Raw genomic sequence first — 22,424 nt, 5'->3', positions numbered from 1 at the left:
AAGTGATTTTCAGATCGTCTGATGCGATCCGTGGTTGTTGTGTATGTTCTAGATGGGGGTTGAAGCGCGGATTTAAATCGTTGAAGTATATGATGCAAGCATTAGTTGACAATCAAAAGCCGCGGTGCAGTCGGCTCAGCCATGCTCAAAACGGCCCTTTTCACGCCGCTGATCTTCGGCCTGCTTCATGACAAGTATTGACGTGGCGAAGCAAAAACGATTAAATGTTGAATCAGAACGACGACTGTTTTTTGCACCTCTTTCGTTCGCGGCAACCGCCAAATACAAACCCAACCGAAGAACATGAAAATCAAACCTCGCGCCCGCCCTCTCATCGTACAAGCGGGCTTCACACTCATTGAACTGCTGGTGGTGATCACCATCGTCGCCATCCTTGCAGGCCTCGTCATTTCCCAGGCCAACAAGCTCATGGCCGACGGAAGAAAAGTGCAGGTGCAGACGGTCATCAAAGACCTGCGCCTCGCCATTGGCAGCTATCAGGTCGAATACAACCGCTACCCGGTGAACAGCAGCCTGCTCAGCGCCGCATCTGGAGGCCAGGACATTCAGGCTGTGCCGACGGATGAGAACAGCGGCATCGTTGGCGCGCTGTCCACGATCTCAGCATCCTCAAGCGGTTCCTCCGGCGGTTCCGCACAGCAGAACTTGAACCCCAAGGACATCAAGTTCATCGACCTCCCGATTGCAAAGAACGGCATGTTCGGCCTGGTCAACGCCCAGCCTCCCTACAAGCTCGTCGATCTCTGGGGCACCGTTTATTATGTGCTGCTGGACACCAATGGCGACAAGCAGGTGGCCAATCCTGACCTGAACAACTCGGATCCAAGGATCTCTTCAAACGCGATCGCCCCGCCGCCGAAGATGCTTCCTTTTGAGATCGCCGTTTACAGCTGGGGCCAGGACAAGCAGCAGCAGACTGAGGACGATGTGGTGTCCTGGCGTTCCAAGTAAACACAACTTTTCAAACAAACCACGAAGCGCAACGGCTCAAACCGTTGCGCTTTTTTCATGGCCTGCTCAGGCGCGTTGTGCCAGCAGTTCGCCAGCCTTGGCGGGATCCACCTTCTCGTAGAAGTCGTCCTCGATCATGCAGACCGGGCCGAAACCACAGCTGGCCAGACATTCGGCAAACTCGATGCTGTATTTGCCATCAGCACTGACCGCGATGGGGTGATGATGATCCGTATGCGAGCGGTCGATGTTCCCGGCCTTGCAGAAGGCATCCATCAGTTCATAGCTGCCCGCCATGGCGCAGGAGAGCGTGCGGCACACGCGGATGTGGTACTTGCCAGGAGCAGCCTGACGAAAGCCGGGATAAAACGTGACGACTTCCAGCACTTGGATCGGCTCCAGTCCGAGCTTTGCAGCCACCCAGTTCACCGCTTCTTCACTGATAAACCTGAAATGCTCCTGCGTGAGATGCAGCAGCGGCAGCACGGCGCTGCGTTTTGAAACGGGATAATGCGAGATCGCCTCATCCATGCGTTTCTCCAATTCGGCTGGAACTTCAAAGGCCATGCGTCGTGATTGTCTCGGAGGAAAAGGTTGGGAGTGGATCAGCGGTCACATTCGCCCATGACGAAGTCCAGGCTGCCGAGCACTGCGGGAATGTCGCTGAGCATGTGGCCGGGGATGAGCTTGGAAATGATGCTGAGGTTAAGGAAGGAGGGGGCGCGGATTTTGAGACGATGCGGCACGCCGCCGCCGGTGCTGTTGATGTAGAAGCCGAGCTCGCCCTTGGGGTTTTCCGCGGCGAAATAAACTTCCCCCGCGGGAGCATCAATGCCCTGGGTGGCGATGATGAAGTGGTGGATCAGCTCCTCCATCTTCATGAGCACTTTTTCTTTCTTTGGCAGCAGCCCCTTGGCATCGGCCACATTGATGGGGCCTTCGGGAAGGTTTGCCAGTACCTGCTTCAGAATGCGCACGCTCTGGCGCATTTCTTCCATGCGCACGAGGTAGCGGTCATAGCAGTCGCCCTTGGTGCCGACTGGCACGTCGAACTCATACTTCTCGTAATCAAGATACGGCTGCGCTTTGCGCAGGTCATGCTCCACACCGGAACCGCGCAGATTCGGCCCTGTAAGACCATAGGCAATCGCGTCTTCCTTCGAGATGACGCCGATGTCCTGCGTGCGGTCGATGAAGATGCGGTTGCGCGAGAGCAGCTTGTCGATCTCGTCGATCACTGGCTCCAGCTCCGACAGGAAGGTCTTCACGGCACCGACGAAGCCGTTGGGCAAATCACGGATCTGACCACCCACGCGGGTATAGCTGGTGGTGAAGCGCGCACCGGTGAGCTGCTCGCAGAGATTGTAGATCTTCTCGCGCTCCGTGAAGGTGTAGAGGAAGACCGTCATCGCGCCGACGTCCATGGCAAACACTCCGACTCCCAGCATATGGGCGGAAATGCGGGCCAGCTCGCAGCAGATCACGCGGATGGCGCGGCCGCGCTCCGGCACTTCCCAGCCCATGAGCTTTTCCACGGCCAAGGCGTACGCCACGTTGTTGGCCAGAGGTGCCAGATAGTCCAGCCGGTCCGTGTACGGCACGAACTGGTTGTAGTGCATGTTCTCGGCGATCTTTTCGTCTCCGCGGTGGAGAAAGCCCACATCCGGATCCGCCTTGGTGATGATCTCACCGTCCAGTTCCAGGATCAGGCGCAGCACGCCGTGGGTGGCGGGATGGCTGGGCCCCATGTTCAGCACCAGTTTCTCTCCGACGATGTCCGTCGTGGTCTCTTCCACGGCTTCGAGCTGCCGGGCCACTTTGGCGGCGGTATCCGGGGCCTCGTATTCTCGGGTGACAGTGGGCATGAAAGGCGGGGGTCTGGTAGCGGGCGTGAAGACTATCTATCTACGCTGCCCAAAGAGCGGCAAGGCGATTTTGTGAAAAATTTCACAAGCGGGTGAAGACGGGTCTCAAAAACGGGCCTTTCGGCATCACATTCTCTATATAAGAGGGAGTTGGGATTCGCCGGAGTTGCCCTCTGGCCAGAGTGGGACAAAATGTCCCCGGCCATGCCTAGTCTCCGCCTTCTCACCCGATGCTTGCTCCTCCCTGCCTACGCAGGGATCTGGCTGGCCCTGCTGGCAGGGGATGCGCTGGCCCAGGCAGCCCCACCGCCGGACGACGGCATTTGGGACGATACCCGGGCACTGGCGCCGGAAACCCGGAAGCAGCTCGCCGAAGAGCTCAAAAAGTTTCGGCTGGATCTGAAATGCGATGCGTGGATCACCGCCTCCAGCTTCACCCCTGCGGGAATGACGCTGCGCAGACAGGCGCAGATCACCCGGCGTGAATGGAGCGGCACCAAGCCCGCTGTCCTCATGGCCTATGACCGCGCCAGCAAAAGCAGCGCCATCTCCTTTGCACCCGAGTTCTGGGAGAGATACCCGTCGGCCGAACTGGTGGAAATCATGCAGGAAACACGCCGCATCCTGCTCGACCCCAAACTCACGCTCGACGAGCGCATGGCCGTTGCCACACGGTCATGGATCGACCGGCTGCGGGACTTGGAACGCGTCCGGCTGAAGCAGTCTCTTTGGTTGCAACGGGGGGAAAAGAAGTTCGCGCTGACGGTGCCCGCCATGCTGGCCGGAGGAGCGGTCTTTGCCGCATTGCTGGGATTCATTTCACGCCGCCGCTATGCGAGTGCGGGACGGCGTTTCTTTTTCCCGGAGGTGCAGGTGGGCATGCGTTTTGGCGCGCCTCATGGCGGCGGGGTGACGGCCGAGATCAAAACGAAGGCGGGAGCGCAGTAGCTGCAGGTCAGTCGTCCTCCGCGGGCGCTTCGGTCTCTTCGGCTTTGATGCCCATGTCCTCCAGCCGTTTGTCGAGATCCACGACATACTTCCACGGCAGCTTTTTGCGCTGATATTTGCGGAAGAGCAGGTCACGCAGTTCCAGCCAGCGCTGCGGCGGCGGATTTTCAAGAGGGGTCCACGCTTCGCCATCAGGATGTGCGATCCGAAACTGCCACTCGCGCGAGTTCCAATAAGCGCGGATGTACTGTTTGCGGCCGTCTTCCAGACGTTCGTGCCATTCGTGGATTTGGTTTTTGGTCATTGAGAGCGTGCAGGATGCGCTAGTATCGCGCCCATGCAAGCCGCCAGCCCCGGCAGTTCCCCTGCCCTGCCCAAACTCCTGCTCTACCTCCTCGCCGTCATGCTTGGCGGCGCGCTCCTGTCGGCACCGCTGTTTCACCTGGGAAAAGCGGCCCACGGCTGGCTCTCGGCTTCATCCTGGCATGAAGCCGGAATGGTGAAGTGGCTGCTCTCGGAGATCGAGCGCGCGCAGTTCACACGGTACTTCAACCGCGCAGTCCTCGTGTGCGCCCTCCTCTTCATCTGGCCTTTCATGCGCTGGGTGCGGCTGGAACGCTCGCTGCTGCCCGCGTGGCAGCCTTTGGGAACAGGCCTCCGGGAGTGGGCCACCGGCTTTTTCCTTGCCTCAGGTCTGCTGCTTGTGCTCGGTTTCATCTTTCTGCAGCTGGGCGCCTATCAGCTGCGACCCGACGCGCGTTGGTTGAAACTGGGAGAACCCATCACCGCCGCACTCGGCGCAGGCATCGTGGAGGAGTTCTTCTTTCGCGGCCTGCTGCTCGGCCTGCTGCTGCGCACCATGGCAGAGTCCAAAGCCCTGGTCTCCCTCACCTTCGTCTTCGCCCTGGTGCATTTCCTCAAGCCCCCGGAAGGCTGGCAGATCAGCGATGCCGACGTCACCTGGAGCAGCGGCTTCCTGGTGCTCAAGCAAATCGCCGCTGGCTTTGGTGACGTGCACTTTCTCCTCGCCGAATTCGCCACGCTCTTTGCCGTGGGCTGGGTGCTGGCGAAAATGCGCATGCAGACCGGCGCACTGTGGGCCGGCATAGGTCTGCACGGTGGCTGGGTCTTTGGCCTGAAGTATTTCAGCGCCCTGACTCTCTACACCGGCAGCTGGCTGCCCTGGATCGGCGCCAACCTGAAAGTCGGCCTCGCACCGCTTTTCACCGTTCTGCTCACCGGCTGGATAGCCTCGCGTCTCGTGCGTTCCAGATAAGACATCGGTTTTCATTGACCCGATCAAACACGGAAACTCATGCCTCGACTCCTTGCCATCGGTGATATCCATGGGCACTTAAATACCTTCACCCATCTGCTCAATGTCATCAAGCCTCAACAGGATGACACACTCGTACTGCTCGGTGATTACGTGGACCGAGGACCGGATTCATGTGGCGTTATCGAACGCATCCTGAAGCTGAAGCAGGAAACGCATCTGGTCTGCCTGCGTGGCAATCACGAAGAAATGTTCCTCCATGCGTATGATCCAAACAAGGACCTCAACTTCTGGGGATCTTGTGAGGGAGATGAAACCCTCCTGTCCTATAAAGCGCATGGCTTGCGCTCCATCCCGGAAACTCACTGGGAACTCCTCCGAACGACAGACCTCTATCACGAGACAGAAGATTGCATTTTCGTTCATGCCAATGTCGAGCCTGACCTTCCCATGGAGAGCCAGGACGAGAGCACGCTCCTTTGGCAGCACATCAAGCACCCTCCGAGGCACTTCTCGGAAAAACTCATCATTTGCGGCCACACGCCCCAGCCTGACGGGCTGCCGGCGCACATGGGAACGGCCGTATGCATCGACAGCGGCATTTACCGCACAGGCTGGCTGACATGCTACGAGCCTCGCAAAAACCGCTGCTGGCAGTGCAATGACGCGGGTGAAACGAGGGTTGACGTCCTGATTCCGGATACAGAATAAAAGTGGGACTGATGCCGCCATGCACCGTCCTGCCCGCCGAATGATTCATCGCCTTCCAACACCCTCGATAATTCATTTGCAGCCGCAACATCCGCACCGAATCATAGACCTGTGCAACTCCCTGCCGGAGTGGCGGAATTGGTAGACGCGCCAGACTTAGGATCTGGTTTGGAAACAAGTGCAGGTTCGAGTCCTGTCTCCGGCACTTACGAAGGAGAAATGACGTGTTTTGAGTGGCGTGCCGCAACCTCGAAAAAATGCACCTTGGCCACTTCTTGGCCACTTTTGCAGAGCAACATCCCCGCGGACTTCGCCCGTCCTGTCACCCTGGGCATGATCGGGCCGCTTTGGCGGATGAACGAAAACAGTCGAATGAGGAGCTCTTTGCGACAGGCCGGAAAGATTCTCTTCGGACTATGTGAAACGCGCTACTTGAGCGGAGGACGGCGAACGCGGATGGAGGTGATGGGGGCGGATGCGTCGCCAGTGATCTCCAGGATGTGCTTTGTGTTTGAGAGGCTGGCGAGCTGGACCAAAGTTCCGAAAAGAAGGAGGCAATGGGATTTCATGAGTGGGATCAGTCTTCGACGGGTGCGCTTGTTTTTGGAGCCTCGGCTTTTTGGAGGATGAGGCCGTCGCTGCTTTGCCGGAGACCGGGACTGATTGCGTATTCAAAATTCGCACCGTCCAGAGAGCGGATCATGTAGTCGGCCAGGCGGCTGGGATCGTCTGAGATAACGGCTTCCAGAAGCGCGCGGGTGGCGGGTGCATCCATGTCCTTCATCTCAAAGGATATGCTGCCATGCTGGCTGCCGATGACGGCGCGCGTGGCCTCGAGAGTCTTGTCAATGCGTCGCTGATCCTCGGGACTGATGCGTTCCATGAGGCTTCCCATGTTTGCAAACACTGCGGCCAGCTCAGGCTCCTGAGAAACGTCTTTGGGCACTTTGCCGCGATATTTGCGGATCAAGGCCTCCACTTTCGCCTGCACGGCAGCACTCACGGGTGGGAGCTGCTGGCGCGAGTCGAGGGATCTTTCAGCAGGCTCCGCTGCAACGGTTTGAGGCAAGAGCGATGGCGGAGTCGAGACTATGGCAGCCATCGGCTCGGCGGCGGGCCTTTTTTGGGCTGCGGAAAAAAGGGCCCAGACGCAGGCGAGCACTGCAGCGAGGGTGAAGATGATGATGAGGCGCGGCTGCATGGACGCAATGAGAGACGAATGACGGGGAAATACCTGACGCCACAGACTCATTTTTTTCCGAGCCGCTCCGGTGTTCCTCTGCGAGAAGCGGGCTGCGTCTAGTTGATGGCAATCACGGCTCATTGAGCTCAACATCTTGAGAGACGAGCATGTCTCGTTTTCGCCGACAGTTATAGCGATGCCGCAGCCAGCATCCTGGACCATCCGGAACACGGCAATGGCATGAAAATTCGTCCCAAATTTCAGCCGACTCCAATGGCAAAGCTGGAGGCCATTCGAAGCCCTAGGGTGCAACGCCTTTGGACAGCAATACTGGCGCAGGCGCTTCTGGCTTACAGCAGCCGTGTGCCGAGTGGCACATCCTTGTCCGGCACACACAGCGCCACCTCACCGCGCTCATTGTGAAAACCGGTGACGAGGCACTCAGACATCAGCGGCCCGATCTGCTTCGGCGGGAAGTTCACCACCGCCACGACAAGCCTGCCCACTAGCTCTTCGGGCTGATACAGCGCCGTGATTTGCACGCTCGACTTCTTCACGCCGATCTCAGGCCCGAAGTCCACTTGAAGGATGTAGGCGGGTTTGTTTGCCTCCGCGAACACGCGAGCCTCTAGGATGCGGCCCACGCGAAGCTCCACTTTCAAAAAATCTTCAAAGGTGATCATGGCTCAATGAAAAAGCTCCACACGGCTCATCATGACGGCCTGTCCACGCAGCATGACACGGTCACCCCGCACACTGAGCTTCACGGTGCCGCCGCGCTCGCTGGCCTGATGAGCAGTGAAGTCGGAGCGGCTGAGTTTTTCCTGCCAGTACGGCCCGAGAGCGCAGTGCGCGGAACCCGTGACCGGGTCTTCATTGATGCCGGCGGCGGGGGCAAAGAAGCGGGAGATGAAATCAAACCCAGGCGATTCGCCCCGGCAGGTGACGATGACGCCCCGCTGCGTAAGCGGTAAAAGCACGGAGAAGTTTGGCGAAATCTGGCGCAGCGTTTTTTCATCCGCCACCTCCACGAGATGATCCATCCCATTGCTGCCGCAGAAGGTGAAGCCGCAGCCCAATGCCTCCGCCAAGCCTGCAGGAGCGCCGCATGAAACGACCGGGCAGGCAGGGAAATCCATCTCAATCCAGCCGCCCTTTTGCGTGCAGGTGAGCATGCCGCTGAGTGTGTGAAAACGCGCCTCTTCGTCCGGTTTCAGCATGTCTGTCTCCCAAAGAACATGTGCGGCGGCGAGCGTGGCATGGCCGCAGAGCTTAACCTCGACCGCAGGCGTGAACCAGCGCAGCGCCCAGCCTCGCTCGATGCGATGCACAAAAGCGGTTTCGGCGAGATTCATCTCGCGTGCGACCAATTTCATCCACGTCTCACCCGCAGGCCGGTCGAGAATGCACACGCCAGCGGGGTTGCCCGCGAACGGGCGGTTTGTGAAGGCGTCAACAACGTGCAGTGGGGTCATGATTGAATTCGGTTAGTTCGCGGCAGACAGCCCTCGATGGCGTAGAACTGCGCGATGGCCGCATCGACGTTAAACGGCGGATGAGGGATGCAGTACCGCGAGTCATGTTATGCAAGCGACAGACTTTTGCTCATACGTACCACCGGCAAAAATAGGCCGCCACCCATTGGCACGTCATAGCGTTCCTCCACCGCGTAGCCGAAGCGGGCGTACAAAGGCTCGCCTGCCAGCGTGGCGACCATGACGGCCCGCGTGAAGCCCGCCCGGCGCATCTCGTCCTCACAACGTTTCAGGATGGCGCTGCCGTAGCCGCGCCGGGCAAAGTCGGGATGGATGAAAAAAGCGCGTACGCGGGCCGCATCTGTGGCGGGATTGAGAAACACATCTTCGCGCACGCAGCTCTGATCGCCGCCAAACAAGGTCTTACGCCGGCTCCAGCCTCCACACCCGACGACGTTGCCTTCGAGTTCGATCACAAAGTAAGTCCGGTCGAGCAGCATCGCCGTGTCCACACCGAACACTGGCCCCAGCGCCGCCTGCCGTTGTGCGAGCGAATAGCAGTTTGCCTGCAAGCCGTGCACAGACAAAGGAATCAGCCCTTCCATCGCCGGAATATCGGCCTCGGTGGCATGACGCAATCGGGCAGGAGTGATGTCATTCATGGGCTTTAGAGTTGGTCTCTATTCCGCCTGCGCCGCGAGCCAGCGGAGCTGTTGAGCAATGGACTTCGTTTGTGCAGTCCTTGCGTCCCCGGTGTGGGCCGTTTCCTTGCGTTCGAAAAGCATCAGCAGGCACTCTTCTTTCGCCATGGGGTGGTGCCGGCGGCCGCGCGGCACCACAAAAAGCTCGCCGGGCCGGAGCACCATGCGACCATCGTCAAACTCCAGCGTGAACTCGCCTCGCAGAATGAAGAACATCTCATCCTCATGCTCATGCGCGTGCCAGTCCATCTCGCCCCGAACCTTCGCGACTTTGACATACATGTCATCCACTTCGGCGATGACCTGGGGCGACCACAGTTCCGTGAGCGATTCGGCGATGGCAAGGGGCGTGCGGATGGAAGATGAGTTCATGGGGCGAGGTGGTTCAGTGGTCGTTCCCAGCATAGATCCACATGGGCTCCGTGGCGCCGGCGCGGGTAAAGCCGAGCTTCCGGTAGAAATCAAGCGCGCGTCCGTCAGCGGTGAGCATGTGCATGTGAAAGCCCTGATACCGCGCCATGAGCCGCCGCATCAGCGCCGTGCCAATGCCGCGCCCCTGATACGCCGGCAGCACCAGCAGATGGGGGTAATATACAACGAGATGGCCGTCTGAAATTGCATTGCCCAGGCCGATCAATTGCCCGCCATCCCAGGCTGAAACGACCGAGTGAGAATGCAGCAACGCACGGTGCAGCAGATCCGGCTTGTCTGCGGACGACCAGTCGTTGGCACGATAAAGCGTAACAAGGCTCTCGAGTGTGAATTCGCGCGTGTCCCTGTAATCAATGGGGGCGGCGTTCATGGGTTTTGGATGCTCTCCGCATCGTCGGCGTGATCTTGGGAGATGACGATGAACGTGAGGTCTTCGGTGGTGGAGAGGTTGTGCAGATGATGTGAGGTGCCGGGATGGCGCATGAAACAATCCCCGGCCTCGATGGGAACCTCTGTGTCGTTGTGATACGCAATCCCTGAGCCGGAGAGGATGATGAAAAACTCGGCATTGCGCGTATGAGTGTGCTGCGGGCAGTTGAAGCAGCCTGGAGCAACGGTTGTAATCTCCACATCGAATGGGTCACCGCTGGGGACCCGGCCGGAAAGAGCCTCGGAGACGTGCTTGCGCCGCCTGTCATATCGCCCGTCTCCCCACTGCTGATGTTGCACCGGCACGTCACGGAGGTTGATTTTGAGTTTCATGAACTGAGGAAGGGCGCCAGACTATGCCGGAAAAAGCGCAGGTCGAGCTGCGGGCACGGGATTCTGACAAGCGAGGCACAGTGACAAAGGATGCGGTCAAGACCCAATGGCCGGATCAATCGCGGACAGACTCCCAGGCCTTCCAGGCTGCTTGCTGGAAAAAGCGCGCTTCGTCCGCGGACAATTGACACGGCGGCTTGGCAGCGTCCCAGCCCTGATATTCCAGCGGCAGAGTGAGCTTCTCCGGCGGTGTGTTGGTGAGGGCAAAAAGAAAGGTACAGAGGTTCAGATAAGTGCTGCCAGGGCCGGGATGGCCTTTGACTTTGGCATCAAAGAGAGGTGCGTCTGGACGCTCGGCGGCGGCAAGCTTCATGGCCGTCCACCACGGGCAGATCACAGCGCCGTATTGCTTTGCCAGAGGGCGCAGCCGCTCCATGCCGCGGGCGCAGGTGTCATCGAATTTCGTGCCGTAGGCTGCAAAGACGAGCCGCGCGTGATTGCGCTTCGCCTCGCCGGAGAAGAAGTCCATCGTCCGCGTGAATGCCGCTGCGTTGGAATCTTTAGCCACCATCTCCAGCTGCACCGAGAGCACCAGGATGTCGAACTCTCCCGCCTTCATCTCCGCGATGATCTCCGGCTGAGTTCGCGCATCGCCGTAGAGCTGCATTTTGGACGGCGGCTCATCGAGCAGCGCGTGCAGCGGCCACAGCTTGTCCACGGTTTGCCTGACCTTTCCAAAGTCCGGCTGCATCTCCAGCCACCCGCCGCACTGGCGGTCGAGACCATGAAACTTCATCCATGCCGAGCCGACCCAGTGAATGCGCGTGACCTTCTCCTGCGCAGGCAACGCCGTGAATGTGAACGCACAGAGCAGCAGAATGACGAGTCGCGTGGTCATGGACTACTTTGCCGTGAGAAATCCAAACGCACCATCGCGCAGGCCCTGCGCGCCGCCCTGGATGGCGTCGGGCTGGTAGGTGTGCACTTCCTGCCAGGTCTTGCCACCATCGGCGCTGCGCAGGATGTTGGTGCGCTGTGGATGAATGCTGATGAGCGTGCCCTTTTCGCTGGCGATGATCTGGCCAAGCGGCACGGCAGCAGGAAGATCGCGCCAGGATGTGCCATCGGCGCTCGCGCGACCGGGTTTGCCGGTGAGCCAGAACTCGCCGCCCACCACGCTGAGCACGGCACGCTTGGCACCGGTGGGGTGCGGGCCGTCCCAGGTCTCCCCGGCGTCGGTGCTGGTCCATGCATTGGCGGAGTCGGCGTCGGTCATCACGAGCAGCTTGCCATTGGAAACAATGGCGCCGCGTCCGGTTGAGGACTCCAGCCCCTTGGGCGTCAGCCAGCGCCAGGTTTTGCCGAGGTCGTCACTGGCAAAGAGGTGCCCGAACTTCGGACCGTCGCTGCCCCGATTGTCGCCAAGAGCGAGAAAGCGACCGCTCGCGTCGCCGCAGTAAACCGGGTCGATGTGATGTGTGTTCAGCTTTCCGCGCGGATCGCCTTTGAATGAGTAGAGGCTGAAGGAGGAAAAGGTTTTGCCGAGATCGCTCGTGGCGCCGGTGCTCATGTAGCCGGTGCCGACGAAGGCGCCTTTACCCGCAGCCAGCCCCCAGGTGCCGGCCATGATGCGCGGATTGCCCTTGGCTTCGGGCACCTTCGCGGTGCCGGCAGTGAGGTGCCGCCAGCGCACGCCGTCCTCGCTCGCGAGCCAGCTCGTGGGGGCTCCCCAGCCGAACGCGACGACGAACACGCCGCTGCCATAAGTCATCGTGCGCGTGGCCCACACGCCATGGTCCGCACCCGGTGCGCCAAAGAACGCCTGTGTCCACGTTTTGCCCTCATCCTTGGAAACAAGGATGCGCCCGCCATGACCGGCGACGACGAACGCAGGCACTTGGGGATTGGGTTTGAAGTCGCCACCCAGAGGAATTTCCTCGCGCCGTTTTTCGGCCGCAGCCACGGCTTCTGGCGACTCCGCGGCGGCAGGTGAGGAAAGAGAAGCACCAAGGCAGGCAGCGATGCCTGCGAGAAAGAGCCGTGGGCTTGTGAGGGTGAAGAGGGTGGAGGTTGCTTTCATGTTGTTGGAAAGTGTGGTCGATATTTTGCGGCCGCGCTCAGGTCATTTCAAAACCCTTCACGCTGGGAGCGGTGCTGGTGCCGAATTTCTCGATGCCCACGTCGAGGCGGTGAGCGATCTGCACAAAGAGATTGGCAAAACGGGCGTTGTCGTTGCCCGTTCCGCCCGCGACGACATGCTGGCCGTGCTTGAAGCCGCCGCCCGCGAGGATCACCGGCACATCGCGCCAGCTATGGGAGCTCGCATTGCCGAGATTGGATCCGGCGAGAACGATGCTCTGGTCCAGCAATGTGCCGGCGCCTTCCTTGACGCCCTTGAGCAGGCCGAGCAGACGCGCGAGCTCCGCGAACTCCGCTTTTTCGATGAGGGTGAGCTCCTCGATCTTCATCTCGTCCTGCCCATGGTGGGAAAGATTGTGCCAGTCCTGCTTTACGCCCTCGATTTTCGGCACGGCGTTCATGCCCCCGGCCTTGTAGGTGATGAAGCGCGTGGAGTCCGTCTGGAAGGCCAGCACCATGAGGTCGTGCATGAGGCGCGTGCGCGCGATGATGTCCGTGCGGTCCTGCACATCCGACGGCGGCCTGGCGTCCACCTGCGGCTTTGGCTTCTGCGCCCAGGCCTCGCTGGCGTGGATGCGCGTCTCCAGTTCGCGCACGCTGGTGAGATACTGGTCAAACTTCTCCTGGTCGCGCTGACCGAGTTCACGCTTCAGTTTTTTCGCTTCTCCATTGACGGTGTCGAGGATGCTGCGGCCGCGCTTCAACTCGCGCACCTGCGCCTGCACCTCCGCCGCTGTGCCGTTGATGAAGAGCTGCGCGAAGACCTTTGAGGGTGAGTTTTCCGCAGGAAGATTCACGCCGTTTGCGGTCCAGGACATGGAATCATTGCCTCCGACATTGAGGACAAGCGCCGGGAAGCGCGTGTCGGGGTTCAGCTTCTCCAAAAGGAACTGGTCCAGCGAGATGCTGTTTCGGAATCCCGGCAGCCCCGGATGCTTCGCAGTGGTGAGCCAGGTGAGTTCCGAGGTGTGCCCGTTCGCGCCGTTTTGCTCCTCGTGCGAAAGGCCGGAAAACACCGTGAAGTCGGTGCGATGATTCTTCAGCGCCTCAAGGTAAGGAGTCAGTGCGTAGTCTTTGCCGGAATTTTTGGGAAACAGATTGGGTCCGTGAAAACCGAGCCCGTAGCACATCGCGAGAAAGCGCCGCGGCGGCGTGGTGGCGGCTGCCGCCTGGGCGCTGGTGGCAAAGGCGGGCAGCATCGCTTCGAGCCATGGCAGCCCCAGCAGCGCACCGGCATTGCGCAGGAGGGCGCGGCGGGAGAGATGCGGTTTGACGGAAATGTGAGGTGCGTTCATGGAAGGAGCAGATTACTTGTTTTTGAAGATGGAGCTCTGCACCACCTCGTGGATGAGATCGCGAAATCCGTTTCCTTTCGCGGCCACTGAGGTGGAGATGCGGTCGAGCTCCGAGCGATCTGAAAAGCCCATGCCGCGACCGGTGCCGTACACCGCAAGCTTTTCTGCAAGCGTGCGAGTGAAGCGCGCGGGCTGCGCCAGGATGATCTTCTTGTACTCGGCGAGGTCCTTGAAAGGACGGCCGTCAGGCGTTGTGCCCGTGGCATCGACCGCCGGGCCGATGCGCCACTGCACATTCTTCACGTTGGAGGGAAGGTTCGCGGGTTTCGGAAAGTCCTTGCCGAGACTGCGGTAGTTTTCCCGCCACCCGCCAATGACGTCGTAATTTTCCAGTGCGAAGCCCGGTGGATCAATGACGCGGTGGCAGCCGTTGCAGCTTTCCATGCTGCGGTGCTTGTCGAGCTGCTGGCGCAGTGTCTGCGCGCCCCGAATGTCTGGCTCGACGCCAGGAACGCCCGGCGGCGGGGGAGGTGGCGTCTTCCCGAGTATGCGCTCCAGCACCCACACGCCACGCACCACCGGCGAAGTGCTGGTGCCGTTTGCAGATACCTTCAGCACGCTCGCATGCGTCATCACTCCGCCACGATGGTGCTCGGGCTTCAGGGCGACCTTGCGAAAATCCATGCCGCTGACGCCGCTGACGCCGCTGATGCCGTAGAGGCGTGCGAGAGGTTCATTAAGCAGCGTCCAGTCCGAGTCGATGAAGTTAGCCACGCTCAGGTTTCCGCGCAGCACTTCTTCAAAGAACAGCTCTGTCTCCTTCACGCTCGCAGTTTTTAGTACGTCGTTGAACTCCGGATAAAGCTGCTTGTCCGGCACGGTGAAGTCGATCTCCCGCAGGTTCAGCCATTGTCCGGTGAAGCTCTTGATGAAGCGCGAGGCGCGTGGATCACTCAGCAGGCGCTCGGTCTGCGCGCGCAGTGTTGCTGCATCGGACAGCCTGCCCTTGGTCGCAGTGGCGATGAGCTCGGCGTCCGGCGCGGTGCTCCAGAGCATGTAGCTGAGGCGTGAGGCTAGCGCGAAGTCATCCAGCTTTCCCATGGGCTCGCGCAGGTAGAGGAAGTCGGGCGAGCAAAGCGCTGCGACATAGGCGGTTATCATGGCATCGTGGAAGCTCGTGCCGGCGGTGAGTTCATCCTGCGCAAGCTGCACATAGGGCGCAGCTTTCTCCACGGAGACGGGACGCCGAAACGCTGCGGGCATAAAGGCATTCAGCAGACGCTTCACATCTGCGGCGGCATCCTTCGGAATGATTTCGCCCACGGATGCGCCAGCCTTCGCAAACTTCCCTTTGGGTCCGGCTCCCCCTGCGCGCGCCTCGAGCTCGCCAAAGAGCAGTCTGTGCCCGCGTCCAGGCCATTCGTCAACGATCGGCCCTTCGATCTCGACCGGCATCAGCGCGAGGCCGGGGCCCTTGTAGTTCGAGGGGCCGTTCTTTTGCAGCGACACCTGGTCGGGTACGAGCTGGGTATAGATGCGCACTCTTTCCCGCTGCCGCAGAAAAACTTCCAGCGTGCGGCTGGCCTGTTTCGGCGGCAGATTCACGAGGTCGAGCAGGTGCGAATCATTGTCGCGCCCGAAAGTCCCGGCGTAGATGGAAAATGTGACGTTCTCATCCGTCTGGTGCGCTCGCCCCGTCACTGTGAGGCGGTAGATGCCTTCCGCAGGCGCGGCAAACTCAGGCACGATGGACGGGAAGTTTCCACTGTTGAAAAAGACCACGGAACCGTCATCGAGCTTCAGCCAGCTCTTTTCGAAATTCCGTTTGTTATTCCCAGCATCAAACACGGCGGCGACCTTTTTCTTCTCCGGGGGCGGGCCAAACTTCACCGCATCGCGCAGCGCCGCCTTGGCCGCGTCCATGTAGCGCTGCAGATGCACGGGCGAGAGATCCAGTGCCTCGCCCACATTGTCGAAGCCGAAGGCCTTTCCATCTTCGGGCAGCAGATCGGCTAGCTGGGTGCGCACACCTAGAAGGTCCCGCAGCGTGTTTTCATACTCCGTGCGGTTCAGGCGCCGCATGATCGTGCCTTTCAGCGCTGCGTCCCACTGCGTCAAAGATTGCGCCAGCACGCCGGTGAAAGCACTGCGCTCTACCTGGGGTGGCTGGGGCTTCTTCTTCGGCGGCATCTCGCCGGTGGCGACCAGGTCATGCAGCTGGGTCCATTTCGCCAGCGTCTCAGGCGAGCGCAGATCCGCGGGCAGCGCGTCCAGATCAAGGCCGCCTTTTTTGGTGTCCGCATCGTGGCAGTCGTAGCAATGCTGCTCCAGGAACGGTTTCAGCGCCGCCGGTGGAGCGCCTGATGCACTGGAGAGCAGAAACAGGACGATGAGGAATCTTCGAAGCATTTCGGGAAGGTGTGTGAGCGGCAACGCATGATCTGCGCGGTACCTGACAGATAGCCAGCAGAGCCGGGAAAAAGGAGCTGCCTCAGTCCAAAGAAGCAGAGCGAAGGCTCATGCGGGGATTCCCAGATTCTTCAGTGGTGCGATGCTGTCGCCAAACCTGTCCGTCTTCACGCCCATCTGCTGCGCGATGGTGAGATAGAGATTGCAGGCCCGCTGCTGCTCCTCGGACTGGGGGCCGAAGTCCAGCACACGGCCTCCGGTGATCCCTCCGCCGCCGTGGCCGGCGAGGATCATGGGGAGGTTTCGGCCATCATGGCTGTCTCCGTTGAACATGTTGCTGCCAAACTGGAGGATGACGTTGTCCAGCATTGTCGTGCCGCCGCCTTCATCCACGGCCTTCATTTTGCCCATGAGGTAGGCGAGCTGCTCGACGTGGAACTGATTGATGCGCTGATATGAAGCCAGCTTCTCCCGGTTCTCCTTGTGGTGCGAGATGCCGTGGAGCTGGTCATTGAGCACGCCATCAAGGAAACCGAACTTCATGTGTGAGACGTCGCGGTTGAAGATCAGCGTCGCCACCCGGGTCTTGTCCATGCGCCAGGCCAGCAGCAGGAGATCGAGCATCAGGCGCATGTGCTCGCGCACATCCTGCGGAGTGCCCGCAGGCGGGCGGTCCATGCCCGGCTTCGTCATCGAAGGCCGCCAGCCCTCCAGTCGTTCCTCCTTCGCCGCGCGCTCGATGCGCAGTTCCAGATCGCGCACGCTGTGCATGAACTCATCCAGCTTCTGCTGATCCATTCCGCCGAGCCCCCGGCGCATGTCCTTGGACTGCGAGAGCACGGCATCAAGCACGCTCTTGTCCCTCAGCAGTCCGGTGGTGTCGAAAAGGCGGTCAAAGACGGCGCGGGGATACACCTCCGGCGCGATGGGCGTGTTTTTCGATGACCACGAAATGGTGGAGTAATACACCGCCGGCACGCCGCTGCGCAGTCCGCTCTCAGCGGGCTCCACCGCGAGCACGAGGCTGGGCACGGAAGTCTCTTTGCCGGTGTGGCGCGCGATGACTTGATCCAGCGACTCACCACCTTCGGGAATCAGCGTTTCCTTGAACTGCGCACCGCTGAGGTAGTTTGAAAACAGCGGCCAGTGCGGGCCGCTGGTGTTGTTGAAAACATGCAGATCCTTCAGCACGGTGATGTGCTGTTTCAGCCCCTCAAGAGGCATCAGCGTGCTGGAAAGTTTCATCGCCGCGCCTTCCCCGCTCGCATCCCACTCGTGGGGATTGACCCCGTTGGCAAACAGCAGGCAGCCGTAGCGCACCGGCGCCTTCGTGGCGGTGAAGGAGGCGAGTGACTCGAACCACGGCAGCGTGAGCGACGCACCGAGACCCCGGAGAATGTTCCGGCGGGAGATGGAGGGTGATGAGCGGTTCATAAGTGATGGGACTGGCCTGCCGGCCGCATGAAATATCGGACCAGCCTCATGGTGAAGTGCGGAGCCGGGTGAACTGCGGGCTGGAGACGATGGTTTGGACGGTTGCGGAGAAGGTTCCCTGATCAGCCATGCGCTCCAGCAGGTGCTTGTCGCCGGGAAGCACGGCGCGGCCCAGGGCATAGCCGAGGAGCTTGCGGTTGAAATTGGCACGAAACTCAGGCTCGCGGCTTTTCAGCCAGGCTTTCAATCCTTCGACGCCCTTGATTTCAGAACCGTCGGTCAGTTTGTCGCTGTTCACGATGGGCGAGCCATCGCGCTGCGTGTCACGCCAGCGGCCAATGGGGTCGAAATTTTCAAGCGCTATTCCGGGAGGATCGATCTTCGCATGGCAGGCGGCGCAGTTCGCTTCTGAGCGATGCTTTGCGAGCTGCTGCTGGATGTTCAAACCTGCGGCGCTTTTTTCATCCGCGGAGATTTGCGGCACGTTCGGCGGTGGAGGTGGAATGCGACGGCCGATGAGCGTTTCGACGACCCAGGCGCCGCGCTGCACCGGGCTGGTGCGCAGGGGCAGCGAGGTCTGGGTGAGGAAGAGCGGCTTGGTGGCGAGGCAGTCTTCGTCCAGCAGGCGGGAGAGCGGCGCGTCTTTTAAAAAGACGTGGTTCAGGGTGGCATGCACGTCATGCAGCATCTCCTGCCGGCGCTCGGCGGTGAAGTCGGGGAACCGCTTCTCATCCGGGCCGGTGTGGTTCTCGAAGCCTTCGAAGTGCCAGACCTGCGCGCCGAAAACCTCGGCCAGCGCTGCGGCGCGCGGATCGCGGAGCATGCGCGCAGTTTGCGTTTTCAGCACCTCAGGATTGCTGAGATCTTCGGAGAGAAGTTCGGCGTCGGGAATGCTGGCCCACAGGAAAAAAGAAAGGCGCGAAGGAAGCTCGGACGCTCTCCGATAAATAAAATTCGGCGACATCAGCACCGTCATCAGCGGCACTTTCATCGCGCTGTCAAAGCTCACGCCGGGCTTTGCGGAATCGCGGTAGAGCTGCATGAGGTTTTCCTTCTCGCCTCCTGCGAGCGGACGGCGCCACGCGCGTGTGGCAAATACGTTCAGCCACTCCCGCACACGTGCTTCGAGGGTTTCGTCAGGCAGCGGCTGCGCCAGCGCGAAGAGGCGGTCTTCCAGCGTGAGCAGGAGCGCGCGGTCCTGCTCCCTCGCATTGCGGCGCGCCTGAGCCACGGTGAGGTGATAGGGCGCCAGCGGCTCCTCTTTGTCCGCCACGTGCTCCGGCCATGGCCCGCCGAGCACTTCGAGCGGCGTGCGCGTCCATCCCGCCAGCACGTTGCGCTCGGCGCTGAGGCCGATTTTTGTGAGGTTGGCCTCGGCCACATTGCGTTTGCGCAGAGCCTTTTGCAGTTCCTTGGCCTGCTGGTCTGTCTTTGCGTCACGCGCTCCGCTCGGCTTTCCACCAAAGACCATGCGACCCGGGATGTAGCTTTGTGACTTCGGCTTCTCTTTCAGCACGATGGCCTGCACGCTGGACCGGCCGACACTCTGCGGTGCAAGCGCGAGTTCGAGTTCAAAGGTCACCGCGCCGGGTGGCACGGAAACACGCAGAGCGCCCGGCGGCTTCACGCCGATGCTGTCCGGCGGCAGCGCACGGCCGTTGTAGTCTTTTCCAAAAGGGAATCCGCGCCCGCTGTTTGCACCCGTGACTTTCGACACCTCCTGCCACGGCCTGGCGGTGCCGTCAGACATCTGGAAGCGCCCCGCGCGCCACACGGCGAACTCTCCTTGTGCACCGTCGCCCGCATCGGTCACCACGAAGAACAGTTCCTTCGCATCGCCGATCGCGAGGCGGAAGGGCCACACGCCGCGCTCAGTCGCAGAGCCGACCACTTCCGTGATCGCCTCATGAAAACTCACCTCATAGGGCGGGGCCGCCGGACCGGATTGCCTGTCGTGTGCTCCTTTCCCGGAGACGATTTCGTTGCAGCGTGCTCGGACGTCTTTCGTCTGTCCACCGAGCGCCTGCCACGCCGTGGCCCACGCCACGAACGGCTCCCGCGGCTCCGCTGCAGAAAGTATGGCGAACCATTTCTCCAGCACCACCGGTGCCAGTGGCACTTCGTAGCCATGGGCGATGCGGGCAAAGGTCGCGTTCGCCTGCCCTTGCTCCGCACGCCAGCGGTAGCGCCACGCAGCCTCCAGATACGCGGCATCGCTAAACCCAAACTTCTGCTGCAAATCATCACGATGCTCGCGGCCCCACTTCTGCTGCTGCGCGATATACCATCCGATCACATCATCCACGCCCTCCTTGATCTGCGACTTTTGATCATCTGCCGGCTCACGTGCCACGGTGCTCCAAATGAGGCCGTCGTGCGGTGACACCCGCAGATGCCTCAGTGTTCCCTTCGCTGCCTCCAGATATTTCTCAAACTGCGCCACGCCCATGCCCTGGGCTTCGCCCACATTGGAAAAGCCCTCGCCCGCGCCGCCTTCGTTGGGCAGGTATTCGCCCGCGTTTGGAACGATGCCGCCGCTAAGGTCGCGAATCACATTTCGATACTCGGGGCGCGTGAGCCGCGCCATGGCCACGGCACCGGGATCATCCATCGAAGCTTCGGCGAGCGAGTCGATCTGCCTTCGTGCCCAGGCGTTCATTTCCGCGCGCTCTAATGCCGTCGGCTGCTTGCGCGATTTTTTCGGCGGCATGTCACCCTCCTCGATGCGCAGGATGATGTCCTCCAGCGTTACAGCATGCTCCGCGCCGGGCGGTTGGGAGACAAAGGCTTCCAGATCCAGGTCGCCCTCCGTCTGCGTGGCGTCGTGGCATTTGAAGCAAAAGCTCTCAAAAGCAGCCGGTGGCGGAGCGGCATGAATCAGTGGAGTGAGCGCCGCGAGCCAACCCACGCAGGCGGAGAAAACGACCGGCTTCATGGACGGGAGGAGAGTTCAAAGCGGGCAACTGCGAGCTTCCGGTCGGCTCCGAATGTATTGACGATGGCCGAGGTGATAATGTTGCCCGCTGCGGTGGGGTGCTGTTTTCGGATGTGCGGGTGCGAGTTTACCGGTGCGTAGCGGCGGATGGGAATGGCGATGTCGCACCATCCCTCCGCGTCAGGGCGCAGATCGTTCTCGCTGATCTTGCATTCGAAGTTTCCGCCGAAGCCGCCTTCCGGCTGGTTGGTCAGGAGCATGAGCTGCAGGCTGGTCGGCTTGTCCAGGCGAAGACGGTAGCGTATGACGCTGCTCTCCGTGGCAAGAAGGCGCAGCGGTTTTTCGAGCATGGAGGTGCGCACGGAAACGCCGTGATGGGTGATGATGCGGCCATCCGGAAGCTTCCGCGCCACATAGGGACTGGCATTCATCACGCCATCTCTGGCGATGCCACGCCAGTCACGCGGCGGTGCCTTTTTGGTGAAATCAAAAGTCCAGTCGGTCAGCGGCTCCGGCGTGGAGGCCATGTCCAGCGAGGTATTCGCATCGAGCGAAGCCACGGCGCTGCGATTGGCGGATACCTCAATCTGGCTGCCATCGGCAAGTCGTTTCAGCTTCACGAGGCCTTCGTCCACTTTGAGAAGTGTGTCTTCAGAACGCGCAGAGAGATCGAAGACCGTTCCCACCACTTCCGCCACGGCGCTGGGCGTGCGGATGAGCATGGGGTGTCCGTTCCGCTGGGGCTTGACCTCGGCGGAGAGCGTGCCGCGGGTCAGCGAGAGGATTTTCTGATTCTCTTCGGAGAAGGACAGCTCCGTCTCGCCATGCAGCGTGATGAGCGTGCCATCCTGAAACTGCAGCAGGGCCGAGCTATCCTCACCCACTGTCTCCAGCGTGCCAGCGGGCAGAGATCCGCCAGGCTGGATGGGCTCGCCATGAGCCCATGAAACGGTGCCGGTGCTTTCCACCAGCGTCAGCACGGGCGCTTGCGGTGACGCGGACTGCAGGAAAAACCACGCGCTGGCGGCGAGCAGCGCCACACTGGCTGCAAGGGCAAGCCAGGAGGAAAAGCGTGCGCTCCTGCTGCTGCCGCCTGATGAAGGATTGACGGGGTTGGACTCGGCCTCAGTAGCCCGCAGCATGCGCGCCATGTCTCCAAAAGCGACTGCATGCTCGGCGATGCTCCGCAGTTGATCGCGCATAGCCGGATCTTCGCGCAGGCGTTGACTCAGCAGTTGGTTCTCCTCATGCGAGAGGCTGCCGTCGAGGTATTTCTGGATGAGCAGGTCGTCGTTCATGGAGTGGTGGAGGCAAGGCGCTGGTCCACGCATTGCCTAAGCTGGCGATGAAGGCGGGAGAGTCGCTGGTACACAGCCTCCAGGCTTGCGCCCACACGGCGGGCGATCTCGTCGCACGAGTGGCCGTCGAAGTAGCGCAGGTGCAAGAGCTCGCGGGATTTTTCCGGCACGGAGTCGAGGCAGTCCCGCAGAGCCTCCGTGCGGCGGCCCTCCGGCTGCGAGTGAGGGGCCCACTCCGCGCTGAGAAGCTCGAGCACATCCGGCTCCAGGCCCAGCGTCTCCGGCTTGCGTTTGCGCAGCCAGTCAATCGCCTCGCGTCTGATGGAAACAGTGGCCCAGGAAAGCAGGGCGCCTTCATGTTCGAAGGACACGTTTTTGGTGACGGACTTCAGCGCCACATTTTGAAACAAATCCTCCGCCGCCTGGGCATCGCGCAGGATCACCCATGCCGCTGCGCTGAGCCGTTGGCGGGCCTCAAAGAGGTGTCGGAGAATGGCTTCGTGATCGAGAGGCATTTGTGAAGGAGCAACGTGCCCGCTGCATCAATCCTGACAACGAAGGCTGGCGCTCCATGAGGTGGATTTCCGGC

At 60.8% G+C, this 22,424-nt stretch carries 23 protein-coding genes and 1 tRNA gene; 5 read left to right on the top strand and 19 right to left on the bottom strand.

What is annotated here, in order from left to right; all coding sequences use genetic code 11:
- Positions 1-303: 303 nt before the first annotated feature.
- Positions 304-972 (top strand): type II secretion system protein, encoded by a 669-nt coding sequence (locus tag ACILSR_RS15080; protein WP_395750613.1) that lies wholly within the window; start codon positions 304-306, stop codon positions 970-972.
- Positions 973-1,038: 66 nt separating this feature from the next.
- Here the strand turns inward: ACILSR_RS15080 and ACILSR_RS15075 are convergent, their stop codons facing one another.
- Together ACILSR_RS15075 and nuoD are read right to left on the bottom strand one after the other, a co-directional pair.
- Complete coding sequence (locus ACILSR_RS15075) at positions 1,039-1,539, bottom strand: NAD(P)H-dependent oxidoreductase subunit E (protein ID WP_395750612.1); 501 nt, start codon at positions 1,537-1,539, stop codon at positions 1,039-1,041.
- Positions 1,540-1,577: 38 nt separating this feature from the next.
- A complete protein-coding gene (gene nuoD / locus ACILSR_RS15070; RefSeq protein WP_395750611.1) occupies positions 1,578-2,837 on the bottom strand; it encodes an NADH dehydrogenase (quinone) subunit D in 1,260 nt (419 codons plus the stop codon).
- Positions 2,838-3,041: 204 nt separating this feature from the next.
- Between nuoD and ACILSR_RS15065 the strand changes: the two genes are divergently transcribed.
- Positions 3,042-3,785, top strand: coding sequence for a hypothetical protein (locus ACILSR_RS15065; protein ID WP_395750610.1), 744 nt, complete (start codon positions 3,042-3,044; stop codon positions 3,783-3,785).
- 7 nt (positions 3,786-3,792) lie between these two features.
- On the opposite strand, the gene ACILSR_RS15060 is transcribed toward ACILSR_RS15065, so the two are convergent.
- The gene (locus ACILSR_RS15060) at positions 3,793-4,089 is read right to left on the bottom strand and encodes a hypothetical protein (protein ID WP_395750609.1); all 297 of its coding nucleotides are present in this window, start codon (positions 4,087-4,089) and stop codon (positions 3,793-3,795) included.
- 33 nt (positions 4,090-4,122) lie between these two features.
- Here ACILSR_RS15060 and ACILSR_RS15055 point away from each other — a divergent pair, with 33 nt between their 5' ends.
- The 3 genes from ACILSR_RS15055 (at position 4,123) to ACILSR_RS15045 (ending at position 5,977) form a co-directional block, all read left to right on the top strand.
- A complete protein-coding gene (locus ACILSR_RS15055) occupies positions 4,123-5,061 on the top strand; it encodes a type II CAAX prenyl endopeptidase Rce1 family protein (protein ID WP_395750608.1) in 939 nt (312 codons plus the stop codon).
- A 39-nt stretch (positions 5,062-5,100) separates the two neighbouring features.
- Positions 5,101-5,772, top strand: coding sequence for a metallophosphoesterase family protein (locus ACILSR_RS15050; protein ID WP_395750607.1), 672 nt, complete (start codon positions 5,101-5,103; stop codon positions 5,770-5,772).
- 123 nt (positions 5,773-5,895) lie between these two features.
- A tRNA-Leu gene (locus ACILSR_RS15045) sits at positions 5,896-5,977 on the top strand.
- Between the two features lie 223 nt (positions 5,978-6,200).
- Here the strand turns inward: ACILSR_RS15045 and ACILSR_RS15040 are convergent.
- The 16 genes from ACILSR_RS15040 to ACILSR_RS14965 all read right to left on the bottom strand — a co-directional run bounded on the left by ACILSR_RS15040 (position 6,201) and on the right by ACILSR_RS14965 (position 22,350).
- A complete protein-coding gene (locus ACILSR_RS15040; RefSeq protein WP_395750606.1) occupies positions 6,201-6,341 on the bottom strand; it encodes a hypothetical protein in 141 nt (46 codons plus the stop codon).
- A gap of 8 nt (positions 6,342-6,349) precedes the next feature.
- On the bottom strand, positions 6,350-6,973 hold the full coding sequence (locus ACILSR_RS15035; protein WP_395750605.1) for a hypothetical protein: 624 nt from the start codon (positions 6,971-6,973) through the stop codon (positions 6,350-6,352).
- A 332-nt stretch (positions 6,974-7,305) separates the two neighbouring features.
- Positions 7,306-7,638, bottom strand: coding sequence for a tRNA-binding protein (locus ACILSR_RS15030; RefSeq protein WP_395750604.1), 333 nt, complete (start codon positions 7,636-7,638; stop codon positions 7,306-7,308).
- A gap of 3 nt (positions 7,639-7,641) precedes the next feature.
- Entirely contained in the window at positions 7,642-8,430 is a 789-nt protein-coding gene (locus ACILSR_RS15025; RefSeq protein ID WP_395750603.1) for a PhzF family phenazine biosynthesis protein, read from the bottom strand.
- Between the two features lie 107 nt (positions 8,431-8,537).
- Positions 8,538-9,092 (bottom strand): GNAT family N-acetyltransferase, encoded by a 555-nt coding sequence (locus tag ACILSR_RS15020; RefSeq protein ID WP_395750602.1) that lies wholly within the window; start codon positions 9,090-9,092, stop codon positions 8,538-8,540.
- A gap of 18 nt (positions 9,093-9,110) precedes the next feature.
- A complete protein-coding gene (locus tag ACILSR_RS15015; RefSeq protein ID WP_395750601.1) occupies positions 9,111-9,503 on the bottom strand; it encodes a cupin domain-containing protein in 393 nt (130 codons plus the stop codon).
- A 13-nt stretch (positions 9,504-9,516) separates the two neighbouring features.
- The gene (locus ACILSR_RS15010; protein WP_395750600.1) at positions 9,517-9,933 is read right to left on the bottom strand and encodes a GNAT family N-acetyltransferase; all 417 of its coding nucleotides are present in this window, start codon (positions 9,931-9,933) and stop codon (positions 9,517-9,519) included.
- Positions 9,930-10,325, bottom strand: a complete 396-nt coding sequence (locus ACILSR_RS15005) for a cupin domain-containing protein (protein ID WP_395750599.1) — start codon at positions 10,323-10,325, stop codon at positions 9,930-9,932. The genes ACILSR_RS15010 and ACILSR_RS15005 overlap by 4 nt, the downstream gene beginning before the upstream one ends.
- A gap of 115 nt (positions 10,326-10,440) precedes the next feature.
- On the bottom strand, positions 10,441-11,223 hold the full coding sequence (locus ACILSR_RS15000; protein WP_395750598.1) for a hypothetical protein: 783 nt from the start codon (positions 11,221-11,223) through the stop codon (positions 10,441-10,443).
- 3 nt (positions 11,224-11,226) lie between these two features.
- Positions 11,227-12,405, bottom strand: coding sequence for a hypothetical protein (locus tag ACILSR_RS14995; RefSeq protein ID WP_395750597.1), 1,179 nt, complete (start codon positions 12,403-12,405; stop codon positions 11,227-11,229).
- 37 nt (positions 12,406-12,442) lie between these two features.
- Positions 12,443-13,759: a DUF1552 domain-containing protein gene (locus ACILSR_RS14990; protein ID WP_395750596.1), complete on the bottom strand. Its 1,317-nt coding sequence runs from the start codon at positions 13,757-13,759 to the stop codon at positions 12,443-12,445.
- Between the two features lie 12 nt (positions 13,760-13,771).
- Entirely contained in the window at positions 13,772-16,168 is a 2,397-nt protein-coding gene (locus ACILSR_RS14985; RefSeq protein ID WP_395750595.1) for a DUF1592 domain-containing protein, read from the bottom strand.
- 108 nt (positions 16,169-16,276) lie between these two features.
- The gene (locus ACILSR_RS14980; protein ID WP_395750594.1) at positions 16,277-17,602 is read right to left on the bottom strand and encodes a DUF1552 domain-containing protein; all 1,326 of its coding nucleotides are present in this window, start codon (positions 17,600-17,602) and stop codon (positions 16,277-16,279) included.
- A 46-nt stretch (positions 17,603-17,648) separates the two neighbouring features.
- Positions 17,649-20,537, bottom strand: coding sequence for a DUF1588 domain-containing protein (locus ACILSR_RS14975; RefSeq protein WP_395750593.1), 2,889 nt, complete (start codon positions 20,535-20,537; stop codon positions 17,649-17,651).
- Positions 20,534-21,835, bottom strand: coding sequence for a FecR domain-containing protein (locus tag ACILSR_RS14970; protein ID WP_395750592.1), 1,302 nt, complete (start codon positions 21,833-21,835; stop codon positions 20,534-20,536). Before ACILSR_RS14970 ends, ACILSR_RS14975 begins: the two co-directional genes overlap by 4 nt.
- On the bottom strand, positions 21,832-22,350 hold the full coding sequence (locus ACILSR_RS14965; RefSeq protein ID WP_395750591.1) for an RNA polymerase sigma factor: 519 nt from the start codon (positions 22,348-22,350) through the stop codon (positions 21,832-21,834). The genes ACILSR_RS14970 and ACILSR_RS14965 overlap by 4 nt, the downstream gene beginning before the upstream one ends.
- Between the last annotated feature and the right edge of the window lie 74 nt (positions 22,351-22,424).

This window comes from Prosthecobacter sp. (assembly GCF_044222565.1).
Lineage (GTDB): Bacteria > Verrucomicrobiota > Verrucomicrobiia > Verrucomicrobiales > Verrucomicrobiaceae > Prosthecobacter.
The sequence above is the reverse complement of the archived record's forward strand: the minus strand, read 5'-3'. Positions and strand labels throughout refer to the sequence as shown.

Coding starts and splice junctions, on each gene's coding strand:
- ACILSR_RS15015 (WP_395750601.1), bottom strand. CDS start 9,503: ATGAACTCATCTTCCATCCGCACGCCCCTTGCCATCGCCGAATCGCTC.
- ACILSR_RS15010 (WP_395750600.1), bottom strand. CDS start 9,933: ATGAACGCCGCCCCCATTGATTACAGGGACACGCGCGAATTCACACTC.
- ACILSR_RS15025 (WP_395750603.1), bottom strand. CDS start 8,430: ATGACCCCACTGCACGTTGTTGACGCCTTCACAAACCGCCCGTTCGCG.
- ACILSR_RS14965 (WP_395750591.1), bottom strand. CDS start 22,350: ATGCCTCTCGATCACGAAGCCATTCTCCGACACCTCTTTGAGGCCCGC.
- ACILSR_RS15040 (WP_395750606.1), bottom strand. CDS start 6,341: ATGAAATCCCATTGCCTCCTTCTTTTCGGAACTTTGGTCCAGCTCGCC.
- ACILSR_RS14985 (WP_395750595.1), bottom strand. CDS start 16,168: ATGCTTCGAAGATTCCTCATCGTCCTGTTTCTGCTCTCCAGTGCATCA.
- ACILSR_RS15080 (WP_395750613.1), top strand. CDS start 304: ATGAAAATCAAACCTCGCGCCCGCCCTCTCATCGTACAAGCGGGCTTC.
- ACILSR_RS15005 (WP_395750599.1), bottom strand. CDS start 10,325: ATGAAACTCAAAATCAACCTCCGTGACGTGCCGGTGCAACATCAGCAG.
- ACILSR_RS15075 (WP_395750612.1), bottom strand. CDS start 1,539: ATGGCCTTTGAAGTTCCAGCCGAATTGGAGAAACGCATGGATGAGGCG.
- ACILSR_RS14990 (WP_395750596.1), bottom strand. CDS start 13,759: ATGAACGCACCTCACATTTCCGTCAAACCGCATCTCTCCCGCCGCGCC.
- ACILSR_RS15050 (WP_395750607.1), top strand. CDS start 5,101: ATGCCTCGACTCCTTGCCATCGGTGATATCCATGGGCACTTAAATACC.
- ACILSR_RS15030 (WP_395750604.1), bottom strand. CDS start 7,638: ATGATCACCTTTGAAGATTTTTTGAAAGTGGAGCTTCGCGTGGGCCGC.
- ACILSR_RS14980 (WP_395750594.1), bottom strand. CDS start 17,602: ATGAACCGCTCATCACCCTCCATCTCCCGCCGGAACATTCTCCGGGGT.
- ACILSR_RS15000 (WP_395750598.1), bottom strand. CDS start 11,223: ATGACCACGCGACTCGTCATTCTGCTGCTCTGTGCGTTCACATTCACG.
- ACILSR_RS15055 (WP_395750608.1), top strand. CDS start 4,123: ATGCAAGCCGCCAGCCCCGGCAGTTCCCCTGCCCTGCCCAAACTCCTG.
- ACILSR_RS15065 (WP_395750610.1), top strand. CDS start 3,042: ATGCCTAGTCTCCGCCTTCTCACCCGATGCTTGCTCCTCCCTGCCTAC.
- nuoD (WP_395750611.1), bottom strand. CDS start 2,837: ATGCCCACTGTCACCCGAGAATACGAGGCCCCGGATACCGCCGCCAAA.
- ACILSR_RS15035 (WP_395750605.1), bottom strand. CDS start 6,973: ATGCAGCCGCGCCTCATCATCATCTTCACCCTCGCTGCAGTGCTCGCC.
- ACILSR_RS14975 (WP_395750593.1), bottom strand. CDS start 20,537: ATGAAGCCGGTCGTTTTCTCCGCCTGCGTGGGTTGGCTCGCGGCGCTC.
- ACILSR_RS15020 (WP_395750602.1), bottom strand. CDS start 9,092: ATGAATGACATCACTCCTGCCCGATTGCGTCATGCCACCGAGGCCGAT.
- ACILSR_RS14995 (WP_395750597.1), bottom strand. CDS start 12,405: ATGAAAGCAACCTCCACCCTCTTCACCCTCACAAGCCCACGGCTCTTT.
- ACILSR_RS14970 (WP_395750592.1), bottom strand. CDS start 21,835: ATGAACGACGACCTGCTCATCCAGAAATACCTCGACGGCAGCCTCTCG.
- ACILSR_RS15060 (WP_395750609.1), bottom strand. CDS start 4,089: ATGACCAAAAACCAAATCCACGAATGGCACGAACGTCTGGAAGACGGC.